Here is a 23,157-nt window from a genome sequence, read left to right as displayed (position 1 = left end):
CTGTTGCCGTCGACAGTCACCAGGGTCTCCTCGACCCCCGTCCGCGCGCCAAGCAGCGGTGCCTGTGTCCCGCCAACGGAGGAAGCGAGCCGACTCGGGGCCATGCTCCCGGCGGAGAGCAACGGCTTCCCAGCTCAGAATGAGTCGCTCTCCGGGCAAAAGGATGCTTCGGGTGGGGCGGTGGCCAGTGGCGCGGTCAGGCAGAAGGTGCCGGCGGTGGTGGCGCGGGCCCGCCCCCCGGGTGAGGAACAGATGGTCCACCGCCGGGTCGGTTACCCAGATCCTGGCGGTCAGCGCCACACCGGCGAGCCCGAACAGGCGTGCCCGGCACCGGGTGATCAGCGGGGCCAGCAGGACCCTGCCGCCTACCACGGGCACCGGCTCGCACGCGCCTGGGGCAGGGGCGCTGTTCTGGCGGATCTGGGTGCCGGCCGGCACTGGAGGTGGGCTCTTGCCGCGCCCGCCGGGCGCGGACTGCCGTGCCGGAACACCCCCGAGGGGCGGGAATGAATTACCTCACAACCAACCCGCGGTCTGTGTACTTTCGTCTACTTTGCAATAGAGAATGTGAGGATGGGGGGCTGGGAGGACGTCATGCGGGTGACCGTGTTCGGGGTGGGCAACGAGGTGGGGCAGGCAGTGGTCGAGCATCTGGCCTGCCAGGGAATCGAAGTGCTGGCCTTCGTGGCCGACCCGGGGCCCTCGGCCCGCCGGTGGGGACAGGGCGTCGAGGTGATGCGGGGGGAGCTCGCCGATCCGGTGGCGGTGGCTGAGGCCGTGGCCTGGAGCGAGGCAGTGGTCAACGCCCTGGACCCGCGCCTGGACCGCACCGTCCGGGGCGGTGCGCTGGTGGAGGCCACCGGTCACATCGTGACCGCAATGCAAGCCCACCAGGTGCGCCGCTACATCGGCCTGGGCGGGCCGGCGGCGGGGATGCACCCGCACGAGCGGCCCCCGATGGCGGTGCGCACCCACCGTGCCCTGGCCAGGGCTCTGCATCCTGAGCGGTGCCGGCAGGAACAGCAGATCCTCGCCGTGGTCACCGGCGCTGATCTGGACTGGACGATCGTGCGGTTTGCCCACCGGACCCCGGGGCGCGGACGTGGCGTGAACTATGTCGGGGACTTCGGCCGCGATCAGGTGGGAATCGGGGCCAGCGCCGAGGAGATCGCCGGCTTCGCCGCCACCCAGGTGCTCAGCACCCGCTTCATCGGCGCCGCCCCCGCCATCAGCCACTGACCGCCGCCTCCAGCCCAGGGCAACCAATACCTTTTTCGCCGCCCGGTCAAGGCCATCCGGGTGGAGCAGGCGCAGTGGGACCCGTCCCCCTCGAGCAGCGAGCTGATGGCCCGCCACGTGCTAGAGGCGCTCGAGCAGCACGGGGTGACCACCTCCTCCATGCGGGTCGTCGACCACGACGTGAAACTGAACCGTCACGGGTTTGATGCCGCTTCCTTTCGATGAAGGATGAGGACATGCCCAAGAAGTACGACGCCGAGTTCAAGGCCCGAGCGGTGCGCATGGTGCGCGAGCACCAGCAGGACTATCCGTCGCTGACGGTGGCCTGTCAGCAGATCGGTCAGCAGCTGGATCTGGGGCGGGAGACGCTGCGCAACTGGGTCCGTCAGGCCGAGATCGACTCCGGGGACCGGGATGGAGTCACCACGGCCGAGGCCGAAGAGATCAAGCGGCTCAAGGCCGAGAACAAACGGTTGCGCGAGGCCAACGAGATCCTGCGCAAGGCCTCGATTTTCTTCGCGGGGGAGCTCGACCCCCGCAATCGTTGATCGCCGGGTTCATCGACCAGATGAGGTCCGAAGGCTACGCGGTCGAGTCGATCTGCGCGGCCCTGCGCGAGCAGGGCGTGCCGATCGCCGCGAGAACCTACCGCTCCTGGAAGCAACCCGGTCGGCAGCCTGCCGCGCGCACGGTCAGCGACGCGATCGTCATGGATGTGCTGCTGGCCACCGTGGGCACCCCGGAGGGCCTCTACGGCCGGCGGAAGATGACCGCCTACCTGCGCCGGTGTGGGCTGGCGGTGGCCCACTGCACGGTGGATCGACTGATGCGCTCCCTCGGGCTGGCCGGGGTGGTCCGAGGCCGGCGGGTGCGCACCACGATCCCGGCCAAGGATGGGACGCGGGCGTCGGATCTGCTCAACCGCAACTTCACCGCCGCGGCCCCGAACACCGTGTGGGTCGCCGACTTCACCTACGTGCGCACCTGGGCCGGATTCGTCTACGTCGCCTTCATCGTCGATGTCTTCGCCCAGCGCATCGTGTCCTGGAACGCCGCCACCACCCGCACGACGGATCTGGTGCTCACCTGCCTGCGAATGGGCCGGTGGGACCGCACCCGTCAGGGCCTGGTGCTGCCGGAGGGGCTGATCCATCACCACGACGCCGGGTCCCAGTACACGGCGCTGCGCTTCACCGAGCATCTGGCCCTGGAGGGGATGGCCCCGTCGATCGGTTCGGTCGGGGACGCCTACGACAACTGCCTCATGGAGTCGATCATCGGCCTCTACAAGACCGAGTGCATCCGCCCGGGCCCGTTCGTGAAGGCACCACTGAAAACTGTCAGCGACGTCGAGTACTCCACGCTGGCCTGGGTGGACTGGTACAACACCCGCAGGCTGCACTCCAGCCTCGGCAACGTCCCGCCTGCCGAGTTCGAGGCCGCCCACTACGATCAGATCACTGCGCCCCAGCCGGCGGCGCAGCCCGTATAAAGACGGCAGAGAAGCCGTGACGGTTCATCCCCCTGGGGCCATTCCGCGGCGCTGTGCATCGGAACAGCGCCTTATCAGGGTAGCCATTAGACAGCAAACTTGCTATGGGTAGGAGCTTTGCTTCGCTTCGTGACGGGTCATCCGGTGTGCCGCCGGTGGCGGAACCCGCGTAACCGTGGAAGTGCGATGCCCCCAGGCGCGGCTGCGGGGCTTCGGGCGCGCCGCTGCGGGGGCTGGTTGAGCAGTGAGCGGGTCCGGCCCGCCTCGTCGGGCGGCTGCCACGCCTGGGTGCCCGCCACCTCCTGGAACCTTGATGTGCAACTGCGCGCACTCACCGAGACCGGAGTGCCGGCGAAGCTGGTCTTCGCCCACAAGGTCAGCGGCGCCCAAGCCGAGGGCCTGGGCCAGGCCGCGCTCATGGCCGAGGCCCGGGAGGAGGGAGCCTTCGTGCACTACCTTTTGGGCCGGCTGGGCCGGTCCTTGGTGCACATGGTCACCGCCATTGACGAACTGATTCGTCTCGGAGTCATCCTGCGTAGTCTCAGCGATACCGTCGACCCCTTCGGGGCCGGACGCTTTCAGCTCAATGTATTCGCGGTGATGGTCGAGTACCAACAGGCGCTGATCGTGGGGCGTGTCCAGGACGGGCCGAAGCCCGCCCGGGCCTGCGTGGTGCAGCTGGGTCGCAAGTCCTCGACGGCCCCGAGCAGGTCCGCGCCGTCCACCGGCTGCATCGGGCCGGGGGCTGCCCGCCGACGAGGTCGAGATCGGGAACGCCGAGGCGGCTGCTGCCGCCGGCCATGCCGTCTTCGGTGCCCGGGAGGTCCGGTGATGCGGGCCTTCGTGATAGATGTGTGCGGTCGGGTGTTCTGAGCCGGTGATCTTCTTGCGCCGGTAGGCCGACCCCACCACAATAAGCAGTTATGAAGCACACTGATAAAAACATTCTGTCCCTGAGCGCCCTGGCGCTCTCCGCTCTCTTGCTGGCCGGTTGCGCCGACGGCGGAGGCCAGGGCGGTGGTGAGGAGACCACTGGCGGGTCCGCCACGAGTGCGGCCACTACCGAGTCCACCGCCAGCGAGAGCGCCACCGCGGGCGAGAGCGCCTCGGCGTCTCCCTCCGGCGCGGCGACCGCGGGCGAGAGCGCCTCGGCGTCTCCCTCGGCCTCCGGGGCGGCCAGGGTCGGGGAGGAGGCCGGTGCGGTGGCCGGGGCGATCGTGGCCGCGGAGGAATCCGTGGCTGGTGGGCAGGTCTTCGAGATCGATCGTAAGGACGCCGGTGACGGGTGGGAGGTGAAGTTGGCCGTGGAGGACCGTGAGCAGGAGGTGGAGGTCTCCGCCGACGGTCAGGAGGTCACTCCGCAGGAGAGTGATGACGAGCTGGACCAGCAGGATCGGGAGAACCTCGCCCAGGTCCAGGTGCCCTTGGAGGATGCCGTGCGCACCGCCTTGGAGGAGGTGGAGGGCACCCTGGACAGCGCCCAGCTGGACACCGAGGACGGCACCACCGTGTGGGAGGTCGACATCGACGATGATCAGGGCACCTCGGTGGATGTGTACGTCAACGTCGACAACGGCTCCGTGCTCAAGGTCGATCGCTGAGCCCACCGGACCGACCCCGGGGGAAACTGGTTCTTGGGGGCGGTTCGGTGAGAGCCCCGGTGCAGGTTCGACAGGCTCTGGCCGAGGCCCATTTTTACTCCGGCCCACAGGTGGGCGGGGACAGGGGCCCCCGGATGCAGGTGGGAAACGCAGCCTTCAGTGGCTCTAGTCAGCTTGCTGTCCATTGGGTAGCGTTCACAGTGCTGCGCAGTGGAGCGGTCGTGGATGACCTGTTGCCCTGCGCGGGGTTGTCAAAGTCAACCGGCGGGGCGAGTCGCCCCCGCAGCGACAGCTATCCGAGTTCGCCACGATCGTGGCGTCATGAGAAGGAGAAGCACATGCCGGCAGGACAGGGCAAGAACATCCGTCGGGTCACCAGCGTCGATGTGATCCGCAGCAACGCCGGGGAGGGCCAGCCTGGTGCGTACACCTTCGAGCTGACCCTGGATGAGGGAGTGGAGGAGTACCTGCTCGTGGTGCCCGACAGTGAGGCGTCCACGGTGGCGCGACTGATCCAGCACAGCAGCGCCATGCAGCTGGACAAGAACACCGATGACTTGATCTTCGAGAACTACGGATCCTGACCGTCACACCGCGAGCAAGCCCCGCCCGAGGAACTTCTCGGGCGGGGCTTGCTCATGAAGTGACCGCCGGAGCGCTCACCTGCTGCAGTCGATCAGCTGCGGGAGGCGCGCAGCTCGGGGTCTTTGGTGTGGTCCCGGGTCACGGACCGGGAGCCGAGCAGGCCCGTGATCGAGGCGATGATCGCCCCGAGCAGCAGCCCGGCGAAGGTCCACAGGGAACCGGCGGCGGCGGTGTCAGCGGCCTGCTCGGCCTCCGGGGCGGCCTCTTCCGCGGCCTGACCCGCCTCCTGCTGGGCGTTCTCGGCGGCCTGCTCAGCCTCGGCGGGGTCCACCTCCGGGGCCAGCGAGGCGGCCTGGCCTGGGTTCTGGGCTGCAGCGTCGGTGACGGTGGAGGTGGCCGAGCCCAGCAGGTTCCCGGCCGCGCCCAGGATGTTGCCCACGAGCAGGCCGGCGAGAACCACGGCGGCCAGCAGGGCGGTGGCCCAGGTGAGGAACCCGTGGATCAGCCCGGCCCGACCGGCCAGGGCGCCGGCGACGTAACCACCGGCGGCCAGGGCCAACACCAGGGTCACGATGGACCACAGGCCGGTGGCGATGCCCACCCCCTCCCCAGGGTTGGCCGAGGTCAGATCCGCCATGCCCAACCCCAGGGCGGCGGTGATCAGCGACAGCAACAGGGTCAAGGCCAAGAAGGTGACGACCCCGGCGATCACCGCCCCCCAGGAGATGTTGCGGGGATTACCTTCCCGGTCATCGCCCAGGGCGGTGTCCTTCCAGGACGGCTTGGGGGCCTGGTAGGTGTGGCTGGCCGTGTCCTCGGTGCCGGTTGGGAAGGAACCTGACGTGGAGGCGGAGTTGGCGGGGGTACTGGACATGATGGCTCCTCGTTGGACAGATGGTGCTACCGGTTGGAGTTTTTCGTGGCGTGAGCACATGGTGTGCGCTCTGCGGGGCCTGACGCGGCCCTGTTAGGACAACCCTTGTGTCATCGCGACGAAGCGCTGGTCGGCTCTGGCGAGATGCGACGGGGTGCAGGGCCGGAACCAAGCTAATAGTAAGTACACTGATTAGTCTTCCTGACTCGGACCGTGAGTGCAACCCGCACCGCGATGATGGACAAAGGCCCGGGAATGGGTTACAAGGTGGTGGCTGGGGGCGATGACGTCTCAGGCGGGCCACGAGGCGTTCTGCGGGAGGTGACTCAGTCGGAGTGGGTGTAAGCGGCGGAGCGTACCGCGTCGTCGTCTTCCAGTCCCGCGCCTAGGGCCCCGCCTACGGTGGCCAGTGTGGCCGTGAGCCAGCTGAGTTTGGCGTAGTCTCCCGCCCCGACCGGCCGGGCCAGGACCTCGCTCAGCGCCCCGGCCTCGACCAGCAGCAGCGCACCGAGCCAGGACACGGCGAAGAGGGCGAGATAGAACACGACCACGCCGATGGCCACGGTGGTGGCGGTGGCCAGGTTGAACAGGACCACCTGCTCCCGTTCGCCGGGTCGCCGTGGCCGTTCCCACAGCCCGGCGCCCAGGATCAGGGTGGCGCTGACGGCTCCGACCGCCAACGCCGCCAATAGGGCCAGTCGTATCGGCCCGTAGGCTGAGGCGAGCAGCCACACATCGGAGGCCACCAGGGTCAGCACCCCTGTGGCTGCGGCCCCGACCAGTGTCCGGGACAACCGGACCACCAGTGTCCAGGGCCTGTTGGCGCGGACCATGCCCAACAACAATCGCAGGTTGCCGGTAATCACCCGGGCGGTGAAGGGCACGAGGTGGTCCTCGGCGCGGTCGTCGAGGTCGTTGGCCATCTGCCGGGCCCGGGTGGTGAAGCTCTGCGCGGCGTCGGCGTGTGTGGGGTGGTAACCCAGTAGCTGTCCTGCCACGGCCACTACGGCCTCCCGCGACCGTTGTCGTACGTGCACCGCCCCCAGGGCGGGGACGTCGACGAGCCCCACACCGTGCAGCGGACTCACCTGGGTGAGTACCGGTCGACGCCCGTGCCGCAGCGGCAGATCGGTGAGCACCACGGAGAGGTCCCAGTTCTCCTCCAGCATCCGGTCGCGGGCGCTTTCCAACAGATCGAGGGCATCCGCCGGCGGGACCACCAGCCGGTCTTCGATCACTACCACCTGCCACAGCACGTTCGGGTGGCGGTCCCGCAACAAGCTCGAGACCGTGGCAGCGACCTCGGGGCCCACCAGCCCCGCCACCTGCGGAGAGATCACGATTCCCAAGGCCAGCTCCGGAGGGGTGGGGTCATCGACGGGGTCTGCGGCGGTCGAGGACGGATCAGCAGGCACAGGCGGTTGGCCGGGTGCACCGGGTGGTGATGACAGCGGGTACCTTCCTTGTTGTGCAGCTCACGGGTTCGGGCCCTTGCTGTTGAGCGTGGTGGTCGCCGCGTCGAAGTGGTCGGCGTCGACAAGCACGTCATAAGCATCCGCCTCCAGGCCCTGCACACTGGAGAAGTCACGCCGCCCACCGGTGGCGGCGTGAGCGACCAGTCCTAGGACCAGCCCCCAGATCACCCCCAGCACGAGGGTCCACATCAGCACCGGCCACCAGCCGATGAGAGTGAGGATACCCAGCAACAGTCCGAGGAACAGTCCCAGCCACGCCCCGGTTCCGGCTCCGAGCACAGCGGCCCGGCCGTAGGTCATCCGCCCGGTGATCTGTTCGACCAGGCGCAGGCCGGTGCCGACCACCCGCACATGCTCGACGGGAAACCGGGCGTCGGAGAGAGCGTCGACGACCTGTTGTGCTTCGGTGTAGTTGGGCACGGTGCGCAGCACCCGAAAGTGGGTGGCAGTAGCCGGTGGGACGGCGGCGGGATGGGACACGGGCCTCACTTCCGGTTCGATCGAAGGTTTCGTTGCCGGCGGGTGGACTGGTGCAGAGCGTGGACGGTGATATCCACACCGGCGGAACTGCACCCCAGCCCGGTGAGGGTCTCCTGGACGCAGCACTCCACCGCGGCCGTGATGGCCACCGCCGCCTGCAGCTTCTGATCTGTCGGGACAGTAGCCGGATCCAAAGACAGATCCACCGCCACCTGCACTTGTGCCCCTCGAACGTGCACGCACACCCCGGTGCACGCCCCGATGCCCCCGGGTCGGCGGTGCCGTATCCGGTGGACCGCTTCCGTCCAGGCGCACATCATGGCCAGGACCCTGGTGAGCACGGTGGGGATCAGCTGCAGCACCCCCGGGGTGGCGGCTACCGACTGGGCGACCACCCTCGCCACCGTGCCGGGCTCGGGAACCGGGGGTGTCAAGAGCGTCCCGGCCCGTGGTTCTTCCTGCCCAGTTCGCGGGGGAGAGAGCCGGGCAGGACACCCACGCTGCGGGGCCCGCACGGTGGTCGCCGGGACCGTGGGCGCACAGGACACGGTCGGGGCCAGTCTCGATTGCCCCAGGTGCCCCCCGGTGCGGCCGGCGAGGACCCCCTGAGCACCCCGGATGATCCGGCTTGGTTGCAGGGGACTGGTTCGGACACCGCACCGGTTCACCGGTGCGCCCCGTGCTCGGCTGCCACACGCGTGCGGATCGCCAGCTCTTCGACCAGCTCGTGGTGTCGATCCAGGGTCACCGGGTGCGGCCCGGAGGGATCGGTGCGGTAGTCCTCATCGAGTTGGCAGCAAATCCGGCTGTGCAACACCTGCACCTGGGTCAGCGGCAGCTCGGCCAGTGCACCGGGGAAAGGCTCATCCGGTCCCAGACAGGTACGGGGCCGACCCGGAGGCGTCGACGGACTCAGAGGAACTGCGGCAGCCGGGTCGTCGATGAGCACGTGGGTGGACATGCTCATGCCGCGATCCTCCCACCAGCACCGGTGCCCGGGCGCGCGGCGGGGCGTGCGCCCAGCGGGGGCACCGGTCGGGAACGGCTGGGCTGGGCCACTACCAAGTGCACCGGTGACCGTGTTCCCCCGGCCCCGTCCTGATCCACGGCCTGGCGCAGCAGGTCCAGACCGAGGGGCTCCAGATGGCGTACTCGGGTGAGATCGACCGTGACCTCAACGGTGGGGGTCAGGGTGCGGGCCCGGCGGATCAGCGGGTGCAGGGCCCGCTGACTGAACTCGGTGAGACATCCGGTGACAACGATCCGGACGTTGCGTCCGTCGAGATCGACGTGGACGGTCACAGAAATCTTGTGGTCCATGGCAGCAGCTTTCGATACGCGAAAAGGGGTCGTGGCCCGCTGCTTGACCGGAGACCAGGATATGTCAGGCACCACCGAGAACGCCAGCACACTTCCTATCGCACCGACCCCACCGGTGCCTTCAGATATCCGGGGTCCAGGCCTCGACGTGGATGCTGGTCCGGCCCTGGCACCCTGGCCACCTGTTGGAGGGCCATCTCGCCCAAGTTGAGGTGGCGGTGGGCTTCGGTGTTGCGCGGAAGGACGAAATCTTTGGTGCGTGATCCTGTGACCGGAGGGATCATCGTGCCTGTCATCTCAGCCGTAGACACTGACACAGACGTCTTCTTTGGATCCGGCCCGCCCCACCGTTCTTCTTGCAGTCCCCTCTGTGGTCTCGTCCACGGTCGCGGCCTGAGAGATCGCGTCCCAGTCCTGCCGTGCGGGGGTAGCGGAAACTCGCCACCACCAGGTGGATCGCGCATGTTCGCACGATCGTGGTCGGCCACACGCTGGCCACGGAATCGGGCAGACCCTTGAGGCCGTCGCAGGCGAGCATGAGCACGTCCTCGACCCCGCGGCTCTTGATTTCGGTCAGGACCTGCAAGCCAGTACTTTGCGCCCTTTCCGCCGGCGCCGCCCCACAGCTCCAGGATGTCGCGGTTGCCGTCCACGGTCGCGGCCAGGGCGATAAAGATCGGCCGGTTCGCGACTTGTCTGTCGCGCACCTTGAGGTGGATGCAATCCACGAGGAGCGCCGGGTCCAGGGCGCGGTTCTGTCACTCGGTCATGCACCTGAGGACCATGTTCGTGATCGTGGAGATCGTCGTCTTCGACACCTCCGTACCCTAGACCTCGGCCAGGCGCGCACTGGTGTCACCGTGTGCGAGCCCGTGGGTGGACAGCGAGAGTACCATGTCTGCCACGCTGCCGCTTCTTCACGATGCCCGGCTCGATCGCCACCGGCCTGTCTCTACCCCGCTCTCGGTGCGGTCACGGGGCCAGTAGGGTGAGGGCAGAAAAATACCCCGGCCGCATCATGGCTCATGTCCAGAGAGGCGGATCCGGGGACTACGCAACCTAGTGTAGCGAAGACAGGACCGGACATCTATGGCAGCACCGGGGTGGAGCAACGGGGCGCATCAACGTGCTCTGCAACGGGCGATCACCCCGTTGCGGATGGGCAGCTATCTGCACGCCGCCGGCCATGAAGTCGGTCTCGCCACGCAGCTCTACATCTGGGATCGTGATGTTGCTGCGGCCCTGTTGGCTGATGTCGCCATCGTAGAAGTCGCTTTGCGCAACGCGCTCAACGATCAGCTCACGGCCGCCTACGGCCCCCGATGGTTCGAGGTCGACGTGGGCTTTGACGGGCCGACGCGGCAGAGCCTTGCCCAGGCGTGGGCGGCCCTGCCATCGGGGAGTCAAACACCGGGCCATCTGGTGGCCCGGCTGATGCTCGGTTTCTGGAAGGGCCTCCTCGAGCCCGGCGGGTATGTGGGCCGGGCCCCGCAGCGGTTCCGCGCCGACCACGAAGCGTTGTGGGTGCACTGCCTGCACCGGGCCTTTCCCGGGGGCCGGCTCATGGCCCGGGCCGAGGGAGCCCAGTTCACCCGCTCGTGGACGTTGGAGAAAGTCACCGTGGTCCATGCTGCCCGTAACCGGGCGGCTCACCACGAGCCGTTCGTCAACGGTTTCCCACTGCCTGGTCAGCGCATCAGGCTCGAGGTGCAGGACGCCCATCAGGCCTGTCTCAAGCTTGCCGGGATCATTGATCGTGACTTGGCCGGGTGGTTGCGGACCTCCACAGTCGTTCCCGGGCTGCTGAACGACCGTCCGCAGAGCACGTCCTGAGCGCCCGCGCTCAACGTCAGACGGCGTCTGTGCGGCCGACCAGATTCTGCCAGACAGGGCCCCGATCGAGGTGCCGCTGCTAGCTGTACCCGGTACGACGACGGGGCCCCCATCACCGGCACGGTGACGGGGGCCCCGGAGTCGATCGGGTGCGATCAGATGCGGTCGCGACGATCGGTGTCGGTCTCGATCTCGACCTGCTCCTTGCGGACCTCGGCGTCGACGCGCTCGGTGTCGCGGACGGTGTCCTTTTCGAGCTCGATCTTCTCGACGCCCACGGTCTCCTTGGCCACCACGGCACGCTCCTCGTGGAGGGTGACCTCCACGGTGTCCTCACCGATGGTGCCGCCGGTGACCTCGGTGCCGTCGAGGGGAATGCGCTCGACCCGGACCTCCTCGCGCTGGACGGGGACGTCAACGGTCTCGTGCTCGGTCACGACGTACTTGCGCAGACGGGCGCGGCCGGTCTCCTGACGCTCCTTGCCGACGTGCAGGCGCTCCTCGTGACGGATGACCTCGTTGTCGTCGAGATCGGCGCGAGCGGCGGTGTCGTGACGGTCCGCGGTCTCGTCGGTGTACTGGTCATTGCGGGTGTACCCGGCGGTTCCGGCCGCCGGAGCGGCGTTACGATCGGTTTCCGTGGCGTGTCGGTCGTCGCGGCCGCCGGTGCCGGAGTAGTTCATCTTGTAGTAGCGGTAGATCTCCTCCTCCTCGGCCGGGGAGAGGTGCTGGTCCGCGTCCACGTTCGGGGCGTCCTTGACGACGTCCTTGGTGTAGGGAAGGACGAGGCGGTCGCCGTCCTGCTGGGCGCCGTCGGCGGGGACGAAGCTCTCCTTGGTGCCGAACAGACCGGTGTTGACGGTCACGAAGGTGACCTCTTCGGTGTTGTCGTCCAGGAAGACCTGCTCGACCTTGCCGATCTTGTCGCCGTCCGACCCGTAGGCGGTGGCGGAGAGAAGGGCGTTGACGTCGTAGGTGGCCATGAAATCTCCTTTGGGTAATTCGCGTGGCACGAACTCACGGGCGGAAGCCCGGCGCAGACGGTGCCCGCCGAGGGGGCGGACAGGTGCATTCGACTGCTGTCCTTTAGCGTACTGATAATCAGCCTACTGATCAATGGCTTCACCGAGAACGGAACCTTCGTGTGGCGAGGGGTGATCCGCGCAGCTCCTCACAGCCGCGGCCGATCTAGGAGACGGTCTTTGAAGTTGCCCTCACACGGTTGATACGTGCCGGGGAACGCCTCCGCGCCGTCATGGCTGGCGGCGCGGAGGCGAGGACCTCACCGCGGAGTAACGGCAGGCTCCCGGGGTGCCGGCACCGTCGTACCCGACTGTGCGATCACCCCGTACGCCGACCACTGCGGCCAGCGTAAGTATGAAGCTTACTGATAGAAAGCATGCTTGTCACTATGTTGGCGGTTCCGTGCCCGGGATTCCTTCAGGCGAGCTGCACCCTGTATCCGGGATGCGATCGGTGCCTCAGGACCGTCCGGACAACTCCTGATCGGACCGGCGACGGCACGGACGCAGGCGAGCTCTCACTCGTTGCTTTACATATGGCGGACTTACCGGCCAGTGGCTCACGAGAACAAAGTTGCGATTGGGGTTCGTGCCCGGGTGCGGGGCAGTGTCCGGTGGTCGCTTGCGGTGATTCTCAAATTCGGCTGACCCGTGCAGAGCGAGGGCGCGTGGCGTGAGAGCCTGAGACCTGTTGATGTCTCTACGGTGGTGGCATGGGATCCATCGTGTCTGCTCCTGCCGATCTGGTGATCGCCACCAGCGACGGGATCGATGTGCGTTTCGCTGGCATCGATCTCGCCGCCGAGCTGTCTGCCCACGCGCAGGAGCCACCGGATGTCCACGGTGTGCGGATCAGTCTCGCCGCGGTGCGCGGCGCCGAGACCATGCGCCGGGATGGGCAGTTCCAGGCCGCCCGCCTGGCCTGGGCCCAGCGGGAGGATGGCGGAAGGCGGGGGAAGGAGCCGGTGCCGCTCATGCCGGGGTTCTCCGTTCTGGACCGGGTCGGGGTGGTGCTTACGGATGAGGCCGGCACCGAGTACCGACTGATCGCTGGGCAGGCGGCCGGGGACGGCACCGAATGGGAGGCGACCTGGGAGTTTGTGCCCCAGCACCCGGAAGCGGCCGGGATCCTTCGACTCCAGTTCACCCTGGACGGGACACCAACCGGTCAGACCTGCGAGGTCCGGATCCCGTGAGCCTCTGACAGCGCTTGGGAGCCCGGTGATCGTACCGGCGACCGCTGGCGTCGTGTCGTCGCGGTGGGGCGACAGGCCTGGCCCCGCGACCTCAGGGACAGGGACCACGGGCACGCTGGAGAAAGGAAGCGCGATGGGCAGCCCGGACTATGCAGGGCTTGAGCGTCTGCTGCGGGAGCGCAACGAGATCGACTGGGTGATGGTCGCCAACGTGATCGACGATGCCACCACCTACGGCCTGCCCGCCACCGAGGAAAACGCCATCGACTACATCGTGGGGCTTCATGGACAGGGCAAGATCCGTGTCGGCACCTACGTCCATGGCACCCGGGAAGGGTTCATCCCGTGGGAGGAACCGATCCTCGACCTGCCGGCCCGGCTGCGGGCGGCCCTGGTGCCCACGGACCCCGAGGACCCCTTGGGGCCGGTGATGACCGTCATGTTCACGTTCACCGACGAGGACCCACCCGCCGCTTGTCCGGTGGAGCACTAAGGGTTCCTGCGCGGGCATCGTCGGCTGGCCCAAAATATGCTCGCCGGCGCCGACAGCGGGGCTGTCAGCAGTCGCTCGAATCTATCCTTTGATCCGCTACTGCGCCAGCACTCCAGCCGGCTGCCTCTTCTGGTAGATGGATAGGAACAGGGCAGGCCCCGGCGCATCATGCGCCGGGGCCTGCCCTGTTCCTGCCGCCAATTGTCTGAGGGGCTTTAGCCCTTGCAGTCGGTGCAGTAGCTAGCCCTATTCTTCGGGCGGGCGAGCTGGGAGCTGTGATGGGTCCAAAGAGCTGGTTCGACCAGCGTCGTGATGTCCTGCTTCGGTGTTACCGCTCGAAGCGTTCGGGTCGGAAGGTCTCCAGCAGCGGGTGCTTCTCTCCTGTTGCCACTTCACCGGCGAGCAGTTCCCCGCCGATCAGCCCGAGGGTGGCTCCGGAATGGGTGAAGGCCACGAAGCATCCCGGAATTCGCTCGAGTTCTCCGAACACTGGCTCGCCATCTCCGGGGATGGGCTTGTAACCGATCTTCCAGTTGTTCGCGGTGAGGTGCGGGGTGCCGGCGACCAGGGCGGAGGCCTCGTCGAGCAGCTCCTGGACGACCTCATCGGGGATCGTGAACGAACCATCCTCGTGTTCGACGATGCTCGCCTCATACCAGTCGTGGTCCGCGGCAAGGGTATTGCCGGGGTTGGGACGCAGGGCTGCGCGCGGGGTGTTCAGCACCGCCTGCACGCCATGCTCCACGGGTTCGGTGACCACCAGCATGGACACGGGGGATCCGTTGTCGATCTTTACCCCGTGCTCGGCGACTACGGAGGGGGTGGCGGCCCCGCAGGCGACCACCACGGCATCGGCTGTGTGGAGTGTGCCGTCGGCGGTGCGCACGCCGGTGGCACGCCCGTCGACCACTTCGAGGGAGGACCTGCCGGCCCCGGTGAGCAACTCACCGCCTCGGGCATCGAATTCTTCCATGAGGTGATCGACCAGGTGGGGCAGGCTGACCCAGCCCTCTCCGGGGTTGAAGACCGCGACGTCCTCGACCGCTGTTGCCTCAATGTTGGGGGTGACCTCAGCGATCTGTTCGGGCTTGAGCAGCAGCGAGTCGTAGCCGTGGGATTTCTCGTGCTGGTGCCGTTCCTCGGTGGCGGTGGCCTGTCCGGGGGAGTCCCAGAAGAGCCCGCCGTCGAAGCGCAGCCAGTCCTGGTCGGGGTTTTGGGCGAAGAGGGTTCGGTAGCGGTCGATCCCCAGGGTGCGCAGCCGGTGGTAGGGATCGGTGCGGGCGCCGGCGGAGTTGAGCCAGGACAGGGAGCGGCCGGTGGCTCCGCTGGCGAGCTCGGACTCGCTCACGAGGGTGACAGTGACGCCCTCTCGGAGGAGGTGGACGGCGGTGGAGACGCCGAGTATGCCGCCGCCGAGAACGACGACGCGCTGAGGGTTGGGAGTAATTGCGGACAAGGTGCACGCTCTCTTTCTATGGGGTGTGATCCGTTGCCGGGGACGGGCCTGATTCAGTTCAGGCCGTGAATCTGTTCGATGATCCGCAGAGCCGCCACGGAGTCGGCGGGGTCCACGGGCAGTGGCCCACCATCCCGTAGGCACGCGGCGAGTTCTCGGTAGAAGGCGGGGTAGTCCCCGCGCTCGGCCGGCACCGGAGCGAGGGCTCCGTCGTTACCGAGGACTCCCCAGTCCTTCCGGGGTTCCTCACCGTAGGCGGGGTCGGTGGGGGAGGTGTCGGCATCCAGGGCCGGTTCCTGTCCGTCCAGACCCCACTTCGTGTAGGCGGCCTCCGAGCCCAGCACGTGGAAGCGGGGGCCGACCTGTGCGGCGAGACCGTTCATCCACAGGCGGGAGCGGACCCCGTTCTCGTGGAGCAGCGACACGAAGGCGTCCTGCTCGGCGTCGGATGCCTCGGGATGGGTGTGGCGGGCGAGCTCGGCGTGGACGTCGCGCACCGGGCCGAAGAGCTGCAGCGCCTGGTCGACAAGGTGAGCGCCGAGGTCGTGGAGGATACCGCCGGCCTCCGAAAGTGGGGCCTCGTCCTTCCAGGAGCCGAAGCCATCCGGCATCCACCACTCGAAGCGAGACTCGAAGGTGCGGACCCGGCCGAGGGCGCCTGTCTCGACCAGCTTGCGCAGGGTGAGGAAGTCAGCGTCCCAGCGACGGTTCTGGAACACGGTGAGGACCACCCCGGTGTGGCTTTCGCCTCTATATGGCGGTGTTCTGTCGCTTTCAAATGGCGGTGGGCACTCCACCTGGAGCAAGGGCTCCGGGTGGAGTGCCCACCTCGGATGGGTTAGAGCCCGAAGGCTCCGCCGCTGACCAGGATGACGATGCCCAGACCGATCAGCACGATCGGGAACAGGACGTGTTCCCAGCGTTCCAGGACTTCGGCGATCGGCCGGCGGGTGGCGACGAACTTGGCCAGACCCACCAGGACCGCGACCAGTAGCAGGAACACGATGCAGTAGGCCACCACCGCGGCCGGGCCGACGCTGAGGAAGACTGGGACGTAGACGCCGATGTTGTCCCCGCCGTTGGCGAAGGTCACCCCGGCGACAGTCCACACGGCAACGTTCTTGCCTTCGATCTTGGCCTCGTCGTCATCATCGTCGTCCCCGCGCCAGGCCTGCCAGGCCGCCCACAACCCCAGGGCCAGGGGAACGAGCCCGAAGTAGGGGATGACCTCCGGGGGTAGGAACGCTCCTGCGCCCAGGGACACGAGCACGGCCGCGCCGAGGATGCCGGCGAACCCCAGGTACTGGCCGAGGATGATCCGGGTCGTTGTGCCGCGTTGTCCCGCCCCGCGGGCGAAGAACAGTGAGAGCACGATGATGTCGTCGATATTGGTGGCGATGAACAGGCCGATCGCTTGCAGGATCGAGGACAGGATCATGCCTCCTCCTCCACGGTGCAGCATCCGGGCACCGAGCAGGCCGGGTCCAGGCACGGGGCGTTCTCATCCACCGCGAGGGTGATCGCGACCAGGTTGGTCAGCGCCCGCGTCAGATGCGGATCGGCGATCTCATACCGGGTCTGACGGCCCTCGGGCACGGCGACCGCGATCCCGCAGTCGCGCAGGCACGTCAGATGGTTCGACACGTTCGAACGCGTCAGCTTCAGGTCCCGGGCCAGCTGCCCAGGGTAGGCCGGGCCCTCCAGCAGGGTCATCAGGATCCGTGACCGGGTTGGATCGGCCATCGCCCGACCCAACCGGTTCATCACATCCAGTCGAGTAGTAATAGTCAGCATGTACTGGACTGTACAGTATCGACTGAATCGTCCCCTTGACCCGAAAACGAAGGATTCCGCTACAAAAATACCGACCGGCGAAATCTGTCCGTCCGAGGCTGTGAACCGCAGCGACAAGTGGCGGTGTTCTGACAGAGCTAAATGGCGGCATCGAGGTCTTGCCTCTCGATCGGAGTCGTCGGACCGGCCGAGCTCGAGGTAATCAACGGATTGACCGGCCGCGGGTAACCGTCCCACTTCCTAGGTAGTGGGACGGCCCGCGTGGAGATTCATGCCCGATGTGCATGATCGGCGATTCCTGTACCAGAACTTGGGCCAAAAATACTGAACCATTTAGGTCGTACGGAACCGACTTCCGGTACGCTGGGCGCATGGAATTGGGCTATGCGCGGGTCTCGACGGCCAAACAGGACCTCGACCGGCAGATCGATGCCCTCCGGCAGGTCGGGATCGCCCCGGAGCGGATCTATGTGGACAAGAAGTCCGGGGCCACCACGGAACGCCCCGGTCTGACCGCGGCGCTGGCCTACGCCCGGGAGGGCGATGTGATCGTGGTGCACACCCTGGACCGGCTCGGACGCACCGTGCGCGACACCCTCAACCTGATCCACGACCTCGCCGAGCGGGGTGTGGGGGTGCGGAACCTCGCGGACCCGATCAAGGTGGATTCGACCAACCCGAACGATCCGATGGCGCAGCTGGCGGTGGTGCTGCTGGCGTTGTTCGGGCAGATGGAACGCACCTACACCCTGGAGCGGGCCGCCCACGCCCGGTCGGTGGCCGCGGCGAAGGGCCGGCGGATCGGGCGGCCTACGGTGGTGGACCCGGACAAGCTGGCCTACGCGGCACACTTGCGCGAGTCCGGGCACACGATGGCGGAGATCGTGGCCAAGACCGGGATCACCCGCACCAGTCTCTACCGCCACCTCCCGCCCCGGCCCCCGGAGCCGGTGACGGCCGGGCCGGTCACCGCCGCCGAACCAGAGCCCGACCGCGGTCCGGTGGACTGACCCGGTCAAGCCCCCGGGAGTGGTGTAGCGATCCTTCGTGCGGGGATCAGGCGGTGAGGGCGGTCAGGGGGTCGGGGCTCACCTCGCTTCCGGTGTCGGCGACGGTGGTGAGCCGGCAGCGGGTGAGGACCTCCAGGCCGAGGTAGCGGCGGCCCTCGGCCCATTCGTCGGTCTGCTCGGCCAGCACCGCGCCGACGAGGCGGACGATGGCTGCGCGGTTGGGGAAGATCCCGACCGCGTCGGTGCGGCGCCGGATCTCCTTGTTCAACCTCTCGGCAGGGTTGTTGGACCAGATCTGCGCCCAGACGTCCTTGGGGAAGCTCGTGAAGGCGAGGATGTCCTCCCGGGCATTGGCCAGGTGCTCGGCCACCGCCGGGAGCTTCTCGGTGACGTAGTCGATGAGGCGGTCGAACTGGGCGTTCACGGCGGTGGCGTCGGGCTGGTCGTAGACGCTGTGCAGCATGGCTTTGACGGCCGGCCACATGCTCTTCGGGCAGATCGACATGAGATTGGCCGCGTAGTGGGTGCGGCACCGTTGCCAGGCGGCACCGGGCAGGTTCGCGGCGATCGCGTCCTTGAGCCCGGCATGGGCATCAGAGGTGACCAGCCGGACCCCGCCCAGTCCCCGGGCGACGAGGTCGGCGAAGAACTCGTTCCAGGCCGCCCCGGTCTCGGCCGTGGCCACCCGCATCCCGAGGACCTCCCGGTGGCCGTCGCCGTTGACCCCGGTGGCCAGCAGCACGACCGCGTTGACCACCCGCCCGCCCTCGCGGACCTTCATGGTCAGTGCGTCGGCGGCCACGAAGGTGAACGGCCCGGCCTCGCCCAGGGGCCGGTGGCGGAAGGACTCCACGTGCTCGTCGAGGTCGGTGGCCATCCGGGAGACCTGGGACTTCGACAGGGAGTTGATGCCCAGGGTCTTCACCAGCTTGTCCATCCGGCGGGTCGAGACCCCGGCGAGGTAGCAGTCGGCGACCACGGTGATCAGGGCGGATTCGGCCCGCTTGCGGCGCTCGAGCAGCCATTCCGGGAAGTAGGTGCCAGCGCGCAGCTTCGGGACGGCCACGTCGATCGTACCCATCCGGGTGTCGAGGTCGCGGTGCCGGTACCCGTTGCGCTGGGTCACCCGCTCGGGAGCGGGTCTGCCCCACTCGGCGCCGACCACCGCGTCCGCGTCGGCGGAGAGCAGCGCGTTGATCACTGTCTGCAGCAGGGTCCGCATCAAGTCCGGGGAGGCTTCGGTCAGGGCTTCGCCGAGCAGGCCGGCAGGGATGCTCCTATAGAAGTCAAGCAGCTGCGGGTGGTGCGGTCACCGTGCGTACCAGCGGGACTGTTGGCCTGGTGAGCAGACGGTAAACCTCTCGGGCGATCGCGCGTTTGAGGCAGCGGATGATGTCCTTCTTCGAGAGGCCTTCGGCGGTGCGTCGCTCAACGTAGGCCCGGGTTGGCTCGTGGTAGCGCATCCGGACCAGCGCAACGGTGTAGAGCGCGTTGTTCGCGGAGCGGTCCCCGCCGCGGTTGAGCCGATGGCGGTGCTGTCGCTTCCCGGAGGATGCGGGAACGGGGGCAACTCCGGCCAGATGGGCGAAGGACGCTTCGGAGCCCAACCGGCCGGGGTTATCGCCAGCGGTGATCAACAGCTGAGCCGTGACCTGAACGCCGATGCCCGGACGTTCGAGCAACTGCGGGGCCACCTGCCGGGTGAGGTCGCAAAGCCCACGGTGCAGCTGTTTGATCTCCTCATCCAGGCTGGCGTAGCGGCGCGCTAAGGACCGCAACGCCAGCTTGCAGGCCACGTGAGGGTCGGTCAGGTCGGTGGTGGGTCGCAGACGGGTCAGGGACTTGATCATCTTCGCCGTGGGCAACTGCGCGAGGTGCTCACGAAGATCGGCGGGCCCGTTGACCAGCAGCGCGCGGATTTGGTTGATGCACTGGGTCCGCGCCTTGATCGCCGAGCGTTGCGCCAAGCGCAGGCACCGGATCGACTCCACGATGCCATCGCGCGACTTCGGAGTTCCCGTGGCACGTCCAGACGCCGCTGCCCGGGCCGCCGCATAGGCATCCAGCGGATCAGACTTGCCCAGCGAGCGGCGCGCAGTGCGGTCAGGACGGTCGACCTCGACCACGACGATCCCGGTGCCGGTCAGTACTCGCATCAATCCCGCACCGTAGGAACCGGTCCCTTCAACGCCGACTCTCACGAGCTGGCCAAAACCGACCAGCCATGCCTGCAATGCCTCGTAACCGGCCGGCGTCGCGGGAAACTCCTGGTCGTCGAGTTCACGGCCAAGCGTGTCCACCACCGCGGCGTGGTGGGTGAGCGAGTGGGTGTCGACTCCGCCGAAGACCTCCAGGACCGGAGAGTTCTCAGTCATCATGATTCCGTGCCGCCTTTCAAGTCCGATTACAGGGGACGGCACACGACCGGCACCCGAGGTGGACATGACAGTGATGGGGCTGCTGCACAAGCTCCTATGAGGTCACACCGCTCGTCCGGTCACGTGCGCGGCACCCCGGGCAACGAGGCCGACAAATCCCATGCAAAGGCAGTCGCAGTCAATGACGCCCGTCGACAATCGAGTCAGACCCCCGCCCGGGGTACCGGACTCCATCCTCACTGTCGACAATATGAGGAGCGGTCATCGTGATGATGTCCTTTCGAGGGTGCTGTGAGAGGTGAACTCGAAAGATCTCACGGTGGCCGCGCTCTCGTCCGGGACGACGAGCAGGGCCACCGCGCTACACCACTATCGGGGGCTCAACTACTGACCCTCGTGGGGTGATGGTGGTGGTGCAGCTGAGTCCGCAGGAGAAAGCGGCACTGTTGCGCCAGCACCTCGACGACGGGGTGCCGCTGACCCGGCTCGCCGCCCACGCCCAGGTCTCGGTCCGCACCCTGCAGCGCTGGGCCGCCGAGTATCGGGCGGACTCCTCGGCGGCCGGGCTGCACCGCCAGGCCCGCAGCGACCGCGGCCACCGCCGGTTGCCTGCGGAGCTGATCGCGGTGATCGAGGCCCTGGCGCTGCGCCGGCCGGCGCCGACGACCGCCTTCATCCACCGCCGGGTGTGCGATCTGGCCCCGGAGCGCGGCTGGGCGCCCCCGAGCTATTCGAGCGTGCGCAGCGTGATCGCCGCCATCGACCCCGGGCTGCGCACCCTGGCCCTGGAAGGAGACACCGCCTACCGGGACCGGTACGAACTGGTGCACCGCCGGACGACGGTGAGGCCCAATGAGCAGTGGCAGGCCGACCACACCCTGCTCGACGTGGCGATCCTCGACCACCGGGGGCGCCCGGTGCGGCCGTGGTTGAGCGTGATCCTGGATGACTACTCCCGCGCGGTCGCCGGCTACACCGTCTTCACCGGCGCCCCGAATGCCGAGCAGACCGCCCTGGCCCTGCACCAGGCGGTGCGGGCCAAACCCGACCCGCGGTGGCCGGTGCAGGGGTTGCCCGAGGTGCTCTACAGCGACCACGGGGCCGACTTCACCAGCACCCGACTCGACCGGGTCTGCCTGGACACCCACATCCGGCTCATCCACTCCCGCGTCGGGGTGCCGCAGGGCCGGGGGAAGATCGAACGCTTCTACGGCACGATCACCACCGAGGTGCTCCCGCACCTGCCCGGCCACATCCCGCACGGCACCGGCGGCACCCCCACCTCACCACCCGCCCTGAGCCTGGAGCAGCTCGACGCGGTGGTCCAGCGCTACCTGATCGAGGACTATCACGCCCGGGTGCACTCCGAGACCGGACAGGCCCCGGCCGCCCGCTGGATCGGGGCCGGGTGGATCCCGCGCACCCCGGCACGGGGCGAGGACCTCGACCTGCTGCTGCTCACCGCCGCGACCACCCGCATCGTCCAGCGCGACGGCATCCGCTTCCACGGCACCCGCTACATCTGTCCAGTGCTGGCCGCCTATGTCTCCGAGACCGTGACCATCCGCTACGACCCCCGCGACGCCGGCGAGGTGCGCGTCTACCACCAGGACACCTACCTGTGCCGGGCGATCGCCCCCGAACTGGCCGCCGAGACCATCACCCTCCAGCAACTGCAGCAGGCCCGGAGCGCACGCCGCGCCGCGCTCAAGCAGCAGCTGCGCGCCCGGCGCAGCCTCGCCGACGCCCTGCCCGCCGACGACCGCTGGGCACCACCACCCGCCCCGGTTCCGGGCCCGGCCGCAGACCCGCCAGCGGAGCCGGCGCCCCGACACCGGCTGCGGACCTATGCCACCGACTGATCCCGACTCCACACGGAGCCTGCTGGGCAAGAACGACGACGGCCGGCGCTTCCTCTCCGGCACGTTCGGAGAGGTCAACGGGCTCACCTCACCCCCGCCCCCGGGCTCACCGGCGTTCCTGCCCACCCGGGAGCACCGCCGTTTCACCGAGTTCGCCGACACCGTCCGCGCCCACCGCTACATCGGCCTGTGCTGGGGCCCACCTGGGGTCGGCAAGACCCTCTCGGCCCGCCACTACGCCGGGGCCTCGCAATGGGAGCAGTGGCAACGAGACCTGGGCGAGGACCGCGAGCCCGGCCCCATCCCTGAGCAGGTCCTGCAGGCCCGCACCGCGCTGTGGACCCCGACCGTCACCGCCAGCCCCCGACAGGTCGACCAAGCCCTGCCGCGGGCCTGCCAGCAGATCTCCTACGCCATCGACTACCACCACCACGGCCGCGTCGACCCGTTCGTGCACCCCGACTCGCGCTCCTCCGGGCTCACCGAGCTGCTCATCATCGACGAGGCCGACCGGCTCAAGACCACCGGCCTGGAACAGGTCCGCGACTACTACGACCGCCACACCATCGGGGTGATCCTCATCGGAATGCCCGGCATCGACAAGCGCCTGGCCCGTTACCCCCAGCTCTACAGCCGTGTGGGCTTCGCCCACGAATACCGCCAACTCACCCCCGAAGAGCTCACCGCCGTCCTGAACCGCCGCTGGCACACCGACGGACTCGCCACCGATGACGAGTTCACCCAGGCGGTCGCGATCGCCACCGTCGCCCGGATCACCGGCGGCAACTTCCGTCTCGTCGACCGCCTCCTCACCCAGATCAAACGCATCCTCACGATCAACCAGTTGGCCACCGTCACCCCCGAAGTGGTCGAAGCCGCCCGCGAGTCACTCCTGATCGGTCACTGAGCACACGGGCCGGCCACCAGTTCCTGAGATCCACCGGCCAGGCAATCGCCTCTGGCAGCGACTCCTCGAAAGGGCCCCCGGGTCTGGGGCACATACGGTCGTGCACATGACATTGCCGCGGTGACGTCTTGACCTTCCTC

23 protein-coding genes and 2 pseudogenes are annotated in these 23,157 nt (G+C 68.0%); 12 read left to right on the top strand and 13 right to left on the bottom strand.

Annotated features, from left to right (window positions below):
• The first annotated feature begins 573 nt into the window (after nucleotides 1-573).
• The 6 genes from AYX06_RS17715 (at nucleotide 574) to AYX06_RS17690 (ending at nucleotide 4,916) form a co-directional block, all read left to right on the top strand.
• On the top strand, nucleotides 574-1,239 hold the full coding sequence (locus AYX06_RS17715) for an NAD(P)-dependent oxidoreductase (RefSeq protein WP_062737250.1): 666 nt from the start codon (nucleotides 574-576) through the stop codon (nucleotides 1,237-1,239).
• A 60-nt stretch (nucleotides 1,240-1,299) separates the two neighbouring features.
• Nucleotides 1,300-1,464 (top strand): hypothetical protein, encoded by a 165-nt coding sequence (locus AYX06_RS19980; protein ID WP_157093481.1) that lies wholly within the window; start codon nucleotides 1,300-1,302, stop codon nucleotides 1,462-1,464.
• Between the two features lie 11 nt (nucleotides 1,465-1,475).
• Nucleotides 1,476-2,731, top strand: a protein-coding gene (locus AYX06_RS17705) for an IS3 family transposase (protein WP_147018050.1) whose coding sequence is annotated in 2 segments (ribosomal slippage) — nucleotides 1,476-1,749 and nucleotides 1,749-2,731 — 1,257 coding nt in all. Because the reading frame shifts where the segments join, the coding sequence is not laid out codon by codon here.
• Nucleotides 2,732-3,019: 288 nt separating this feature from the next.
• Nucleotides 3,020-3,604 (top strand): recombinase family protein, encoded by a 585-nt coding sequence (locus tag AYX06_RS17700; RefSeq protein ID WP_186815706.1) that lies wholly within the window; start codon nucleotides 3,020-3,022, stop codon nucleotides 3,602-3,604.
• 50 nt (nucleotides 3,605-3,654) lie between these two features.
• The gene (locus AYX06_RS17695) at nucleotides 3,655-4,332 is read left to right on the top strand and encodes a PepSY domain-containing protein (protein WP_062737248.1); all 678 of its coding nucleotides are present in this window, start codon (nucleotides 3,655-3,657) and stop codon (nucleotides 4,330-4,332) included.
• Nucleotides 4,333-4,670: 338 nt separating this feature from the next.
• The gene (locus tag AYX06_RS17690; RefSeq protein WP_047801992.1) at nucleotides 4,671-4,916 is read left to right on the top strand and encodes a hypothetical protein; all 246 of its coding nucleotides are present in this window, start codon (nucleotides 4,671-4,673) and stop codon (nucleotides 4,914-4,916) included.
• 92 nt (nucleotides 4,917-5,008) lie between these two features.
• Here the strand turns inward: AYX06_RS17690 and AYX06_RS17685 are convergent, their stop codons facing one another.
• The 6 genes and pseudogenes from AYX06_RS17685 to AYX06_RS20635 form a co-directional block, all read right to left on the bottom strand.
• Complete coding sequence (locus AYX06_RS17685; protein ID WP_047801993.1) at nucleotides 5,009-5,791, bottom strand: hypothetical protein; 783 nt, start codon at nucleotides 5,789-5,791, stop codon at nucleotides 5,009-5,011.
• Between the two features lie 326 nt (nucleotides 5,792-6,117).
• Nucleotides 6,118-7,206 (bottom strand): hypothetical protein, encoded by a 1,089-nt coding sequence (locus AYX06_RS17680; RefSeq protein WP_047801994.1) that lies wholly within the window; start codon nucleotides 7,204-7,206, stop codon nucleotides 6,118-6,120.
• Nucleotides 7,207-7,266: 60 nt separating this feature from the next.
• Nucleotides 7,267-7,698, bottom strand: a complete 432-nt coding sequence (locus tag AYX06_RS17675) for a general stress protein (RefSeq protein WP_062737277.1) — start codon at nucleotides 7,696-7,698, stop codon at nucleotides 7,267-7,269.
• A 712-nt stretch (nucleotides 7,699-8,410) separates the two neighbouring features.
• Nucleotides 8,411-8,713: a hypothetical protein gene (locus tag AYX06_RS17665; RefSeq protein WP_062737246.1), complete on the bottom strand. Its 303-nt coding sequence runs from the start codon at nucleotides 8,711-8,713 to the stop codon at nucleotides 8,411-8,413.
• The gene (locus tag AYX06_RS17660) at nucleotides 8,710-9,066 is read right to left on the bottom strand and encodes a hypothetical protein (protein ID WP_047801998.1); all 357 of its coding nucleotides are present in this window, start codon (nucleotides 9,064-9,066) and stop codon (nucleotides 8,710-8,712) included. Before AYX06_RS17660 ends, AYX06_RS17665 begins: the two co-directional genes overlap by 4 nt.
• 390 nt (nucleotides 9,067-9,456) lie before the next feature.
• Nucleotides 9,457-10,020: pseudogene (locus AYX06_RS20635) on the bottom strand (transposase); the annotation flags it as partial.
• Nucleotides 10,021-10,224: 204 nt separating this feature from the next.
• Here AYX06_RS20635 and AYX06_RS17650 point away from each other — a divergent pair.
• On the top strand, nucleotides 10,225-10,899 hold the full coding sequence (locus AYX06_RS17650) for a hypothetical protein (RefSeq protein WP_147017943.1): 675 nt from the start codon (nucleotides 10,225-10,227) through the stop codon (nucleotides 10,897-10,899).
• A 155-nt stretch (nucleotides 10,900-11,054) separates the two neighbouring features.
• Here the strand turns inward: AYX06_RS17650 and AYX06_RS17645 are convergent, their stop codons facing one another.
• The gene (locus AYX06_RS17645; protein WP_062737244.1) at nucleotides 11,055-11,882 is read right to left on the bottom strand and encodes a DUF2382 domain-containing protein; all 828 of its coding nucleotides are present in this window, start codon (nucleotides 11,880-11,882) and stop codon (nucleotides 11,055-11,057) included.
• A 752-nt stretch (nucleotides 11,883-12,634) separates the two neighbouring features.
• Between AYX06_RS17645 and AYX06_RS17640 the strand changes: the two genes are divergently transcribed.
• Together AYX06_RS17640 and AYX06_RS17635 are read left to right on the top strand one after the other, a co-directional pair.
• Nucleotides 12,635-13,117, top strand: coding sequence for a hypothetical protein (locus AYX06_RS17640; protein ID WP_062737243.1), 483 nt, complete (start codon nucleotides 12,635-12,637; stop codon nucleotides 13,115-13,117).
• A 133-nt stretch (nucleotides 13,118-13,250) separates the two neighbouring features.
• Nucleotides 13,251-13,610: a hypothetical protein gene (locus AYX06_RS17635; protein WP_062737242.1), complete on the top strand. Its 360-nt coding sequence runs from the start codon at nucleotides 13,251-13,253 to the stop codon at nucleotides 13,608-13,610.
• A gap of 328 nt (nucleotides 13,611-13,938) precedes the next feature.
• On the opposite strand, the gene AYX06_RS17630 is transcribed toward AYX06_RS17635, so the two are convergent.
• The 4 genes and pseudogenes from AYX06_RS17630 to cmtR all read right to left on the bottom strand — a co-directional run bounded on the left by AYX06_RS17630 (nucleotide 13,939) and on the right by cmtR (nucleotide 16,860).
• Nucleotides 13,939-15,057 (bottom strand): NAD(P)/FAD-dependent oxidoreductase, encoded by a 1,119-nt coding sequence (locus AYX06_RS17630; RefSeq protein ID WP_371860085.1) that lies wholly within the window; start codon nucleotides 15,055-15,057, stop codon nucleotides 13,939-13,941.
• A 62-nt stretch (nucleotides 15,058-15,119) separates the two neighbouring features.
• Nucleotides 15,120-15,809, bottom strand: a pseudogene (locus tag AYX06_RS17625) (Gfo/Idh/MocA family protein); the annotation flags it as partial.
• A 95-nt stretch (nucleotides 15,810-15,904) separates the two neighbouring features.
• Nucleotides 15,905-16,504, bottom strand: a complete 600-nt coding sequence (locus AYX06_RS17620) for a cadmium resistance transporter (RefSeq protein ID WP_062737240.1) — start codon at nucleotides 16,502-16,504, stop codon at nucleotides 15,905-15,907.
• Entirely contained in the window at nucleotides 16,501-16,860 is a 360-nt protein-coding gene (gene cmtR, locus AYX06_RS17615) for a Cd(II)/Pb(II)-sensing metalloregulatory transcriptional regulator CmtR (RefSeq protein ID WP_062737239.1), read from the bottom strand. The genes AYX06_RS17620 and cmtR overlap by 4 nt, the downstream gene beginning before the upstream one ends.
• Before the next feature lie 371 nt (nucleotides 16,861-17,231).
• Between cmtR and AYX06_RS17610 the strand changes: the two genes are divergently transcribed.
• Nucleotides 17,232-17,870, top strand: coding sequence for a recombinase family protein (locus tag AYX06_RS17610; protein WP_062737238.1), 639 nt, complete (start codon nucleotides 17,232-17,234; stop codon nucleotides 17,868-17,870).
• Between the two features lie 46 nt (nucleotides 17,871-17,916).
• Here the strand turns inward: AYX06_RS17610 and AYX06_RS17605 are convergent, their stop codons facing one another.
• Both AYX06_RS17605 and AYX06_RS17600 read right to left on the bottom strand, forming a co-directional pair.
• A complete protein-coding gene (locus tag AYX06_RS17605; RefSeq protein WP_062737237.1) occupies nucleotides 17,917-19,164 on the bottom strand; it encodes an IS256 family transposase in 1,248 nt (415 codons plus the stop codon).
• Nucleotides 19,157-20,245: an IS110 family RNA-guided transposase gene (locus tag AYX06_RS17600; RefSeq protein WP_062737276.1), complete on the bottom strand. Its 1,089-nt coding sequence runs from the start codon at nucleotides 20,243-20,245 to the stop codon at nucleotides 19,157-19,159. Before AYX06_RS17600 ends, AYX06_RS17605 begins: the two co-directional genes overlap by 8 nt.
• Before the next feature lie 449 nt (nucleotides 20,246-20,694).
• On the opposite strand from AYX06_RS17600, the gene AYX06_RS17595 reads away from it, so the two are divergent.
• The gene (locus tag AYX06_RS17595) at nucleotides 20,695-22,110 is read left to right on the top strand and encodes a Mu transposase C-terminal domain-containing protein (protein ID WP_232319473.1); all 1,416 of its coding nucleotides are present in this window, start codon (nucleotides 20,695-20,697) and stop codon (nucleotides 22,108-22,110) included.
• On the top strand, nucleotides 22,097-23,017 hold the full coding sequence (locus AYX06_RS17590) for an AAA family ATPase (RefSeq protein WP_084271809.1): 921 nt from the start codon (nucleotides 22,097-22,099) through the stop codon (nucleotides 23,015-23,017). Before AYX06_RS17595 ends, AYX06_RS17590 begins: the two co-directional genes overlap by 14 nt.
• Nucleotides 23,018-23,157 lie beyond the last annotated feature (140 nt).

Origin of the sequence: Kocuria turfanensis (assembly GCF_001580365.1) — a bacterium.
GTDB lineage: Bacteria > Actinomycetota > Actinomycetes > Actinomycetales > Micrococcaceae > Kocuria > Kocuria turfanensis.
This window is presented reverse-complemented; position numbering and strand designations above follow the sequence as displayed.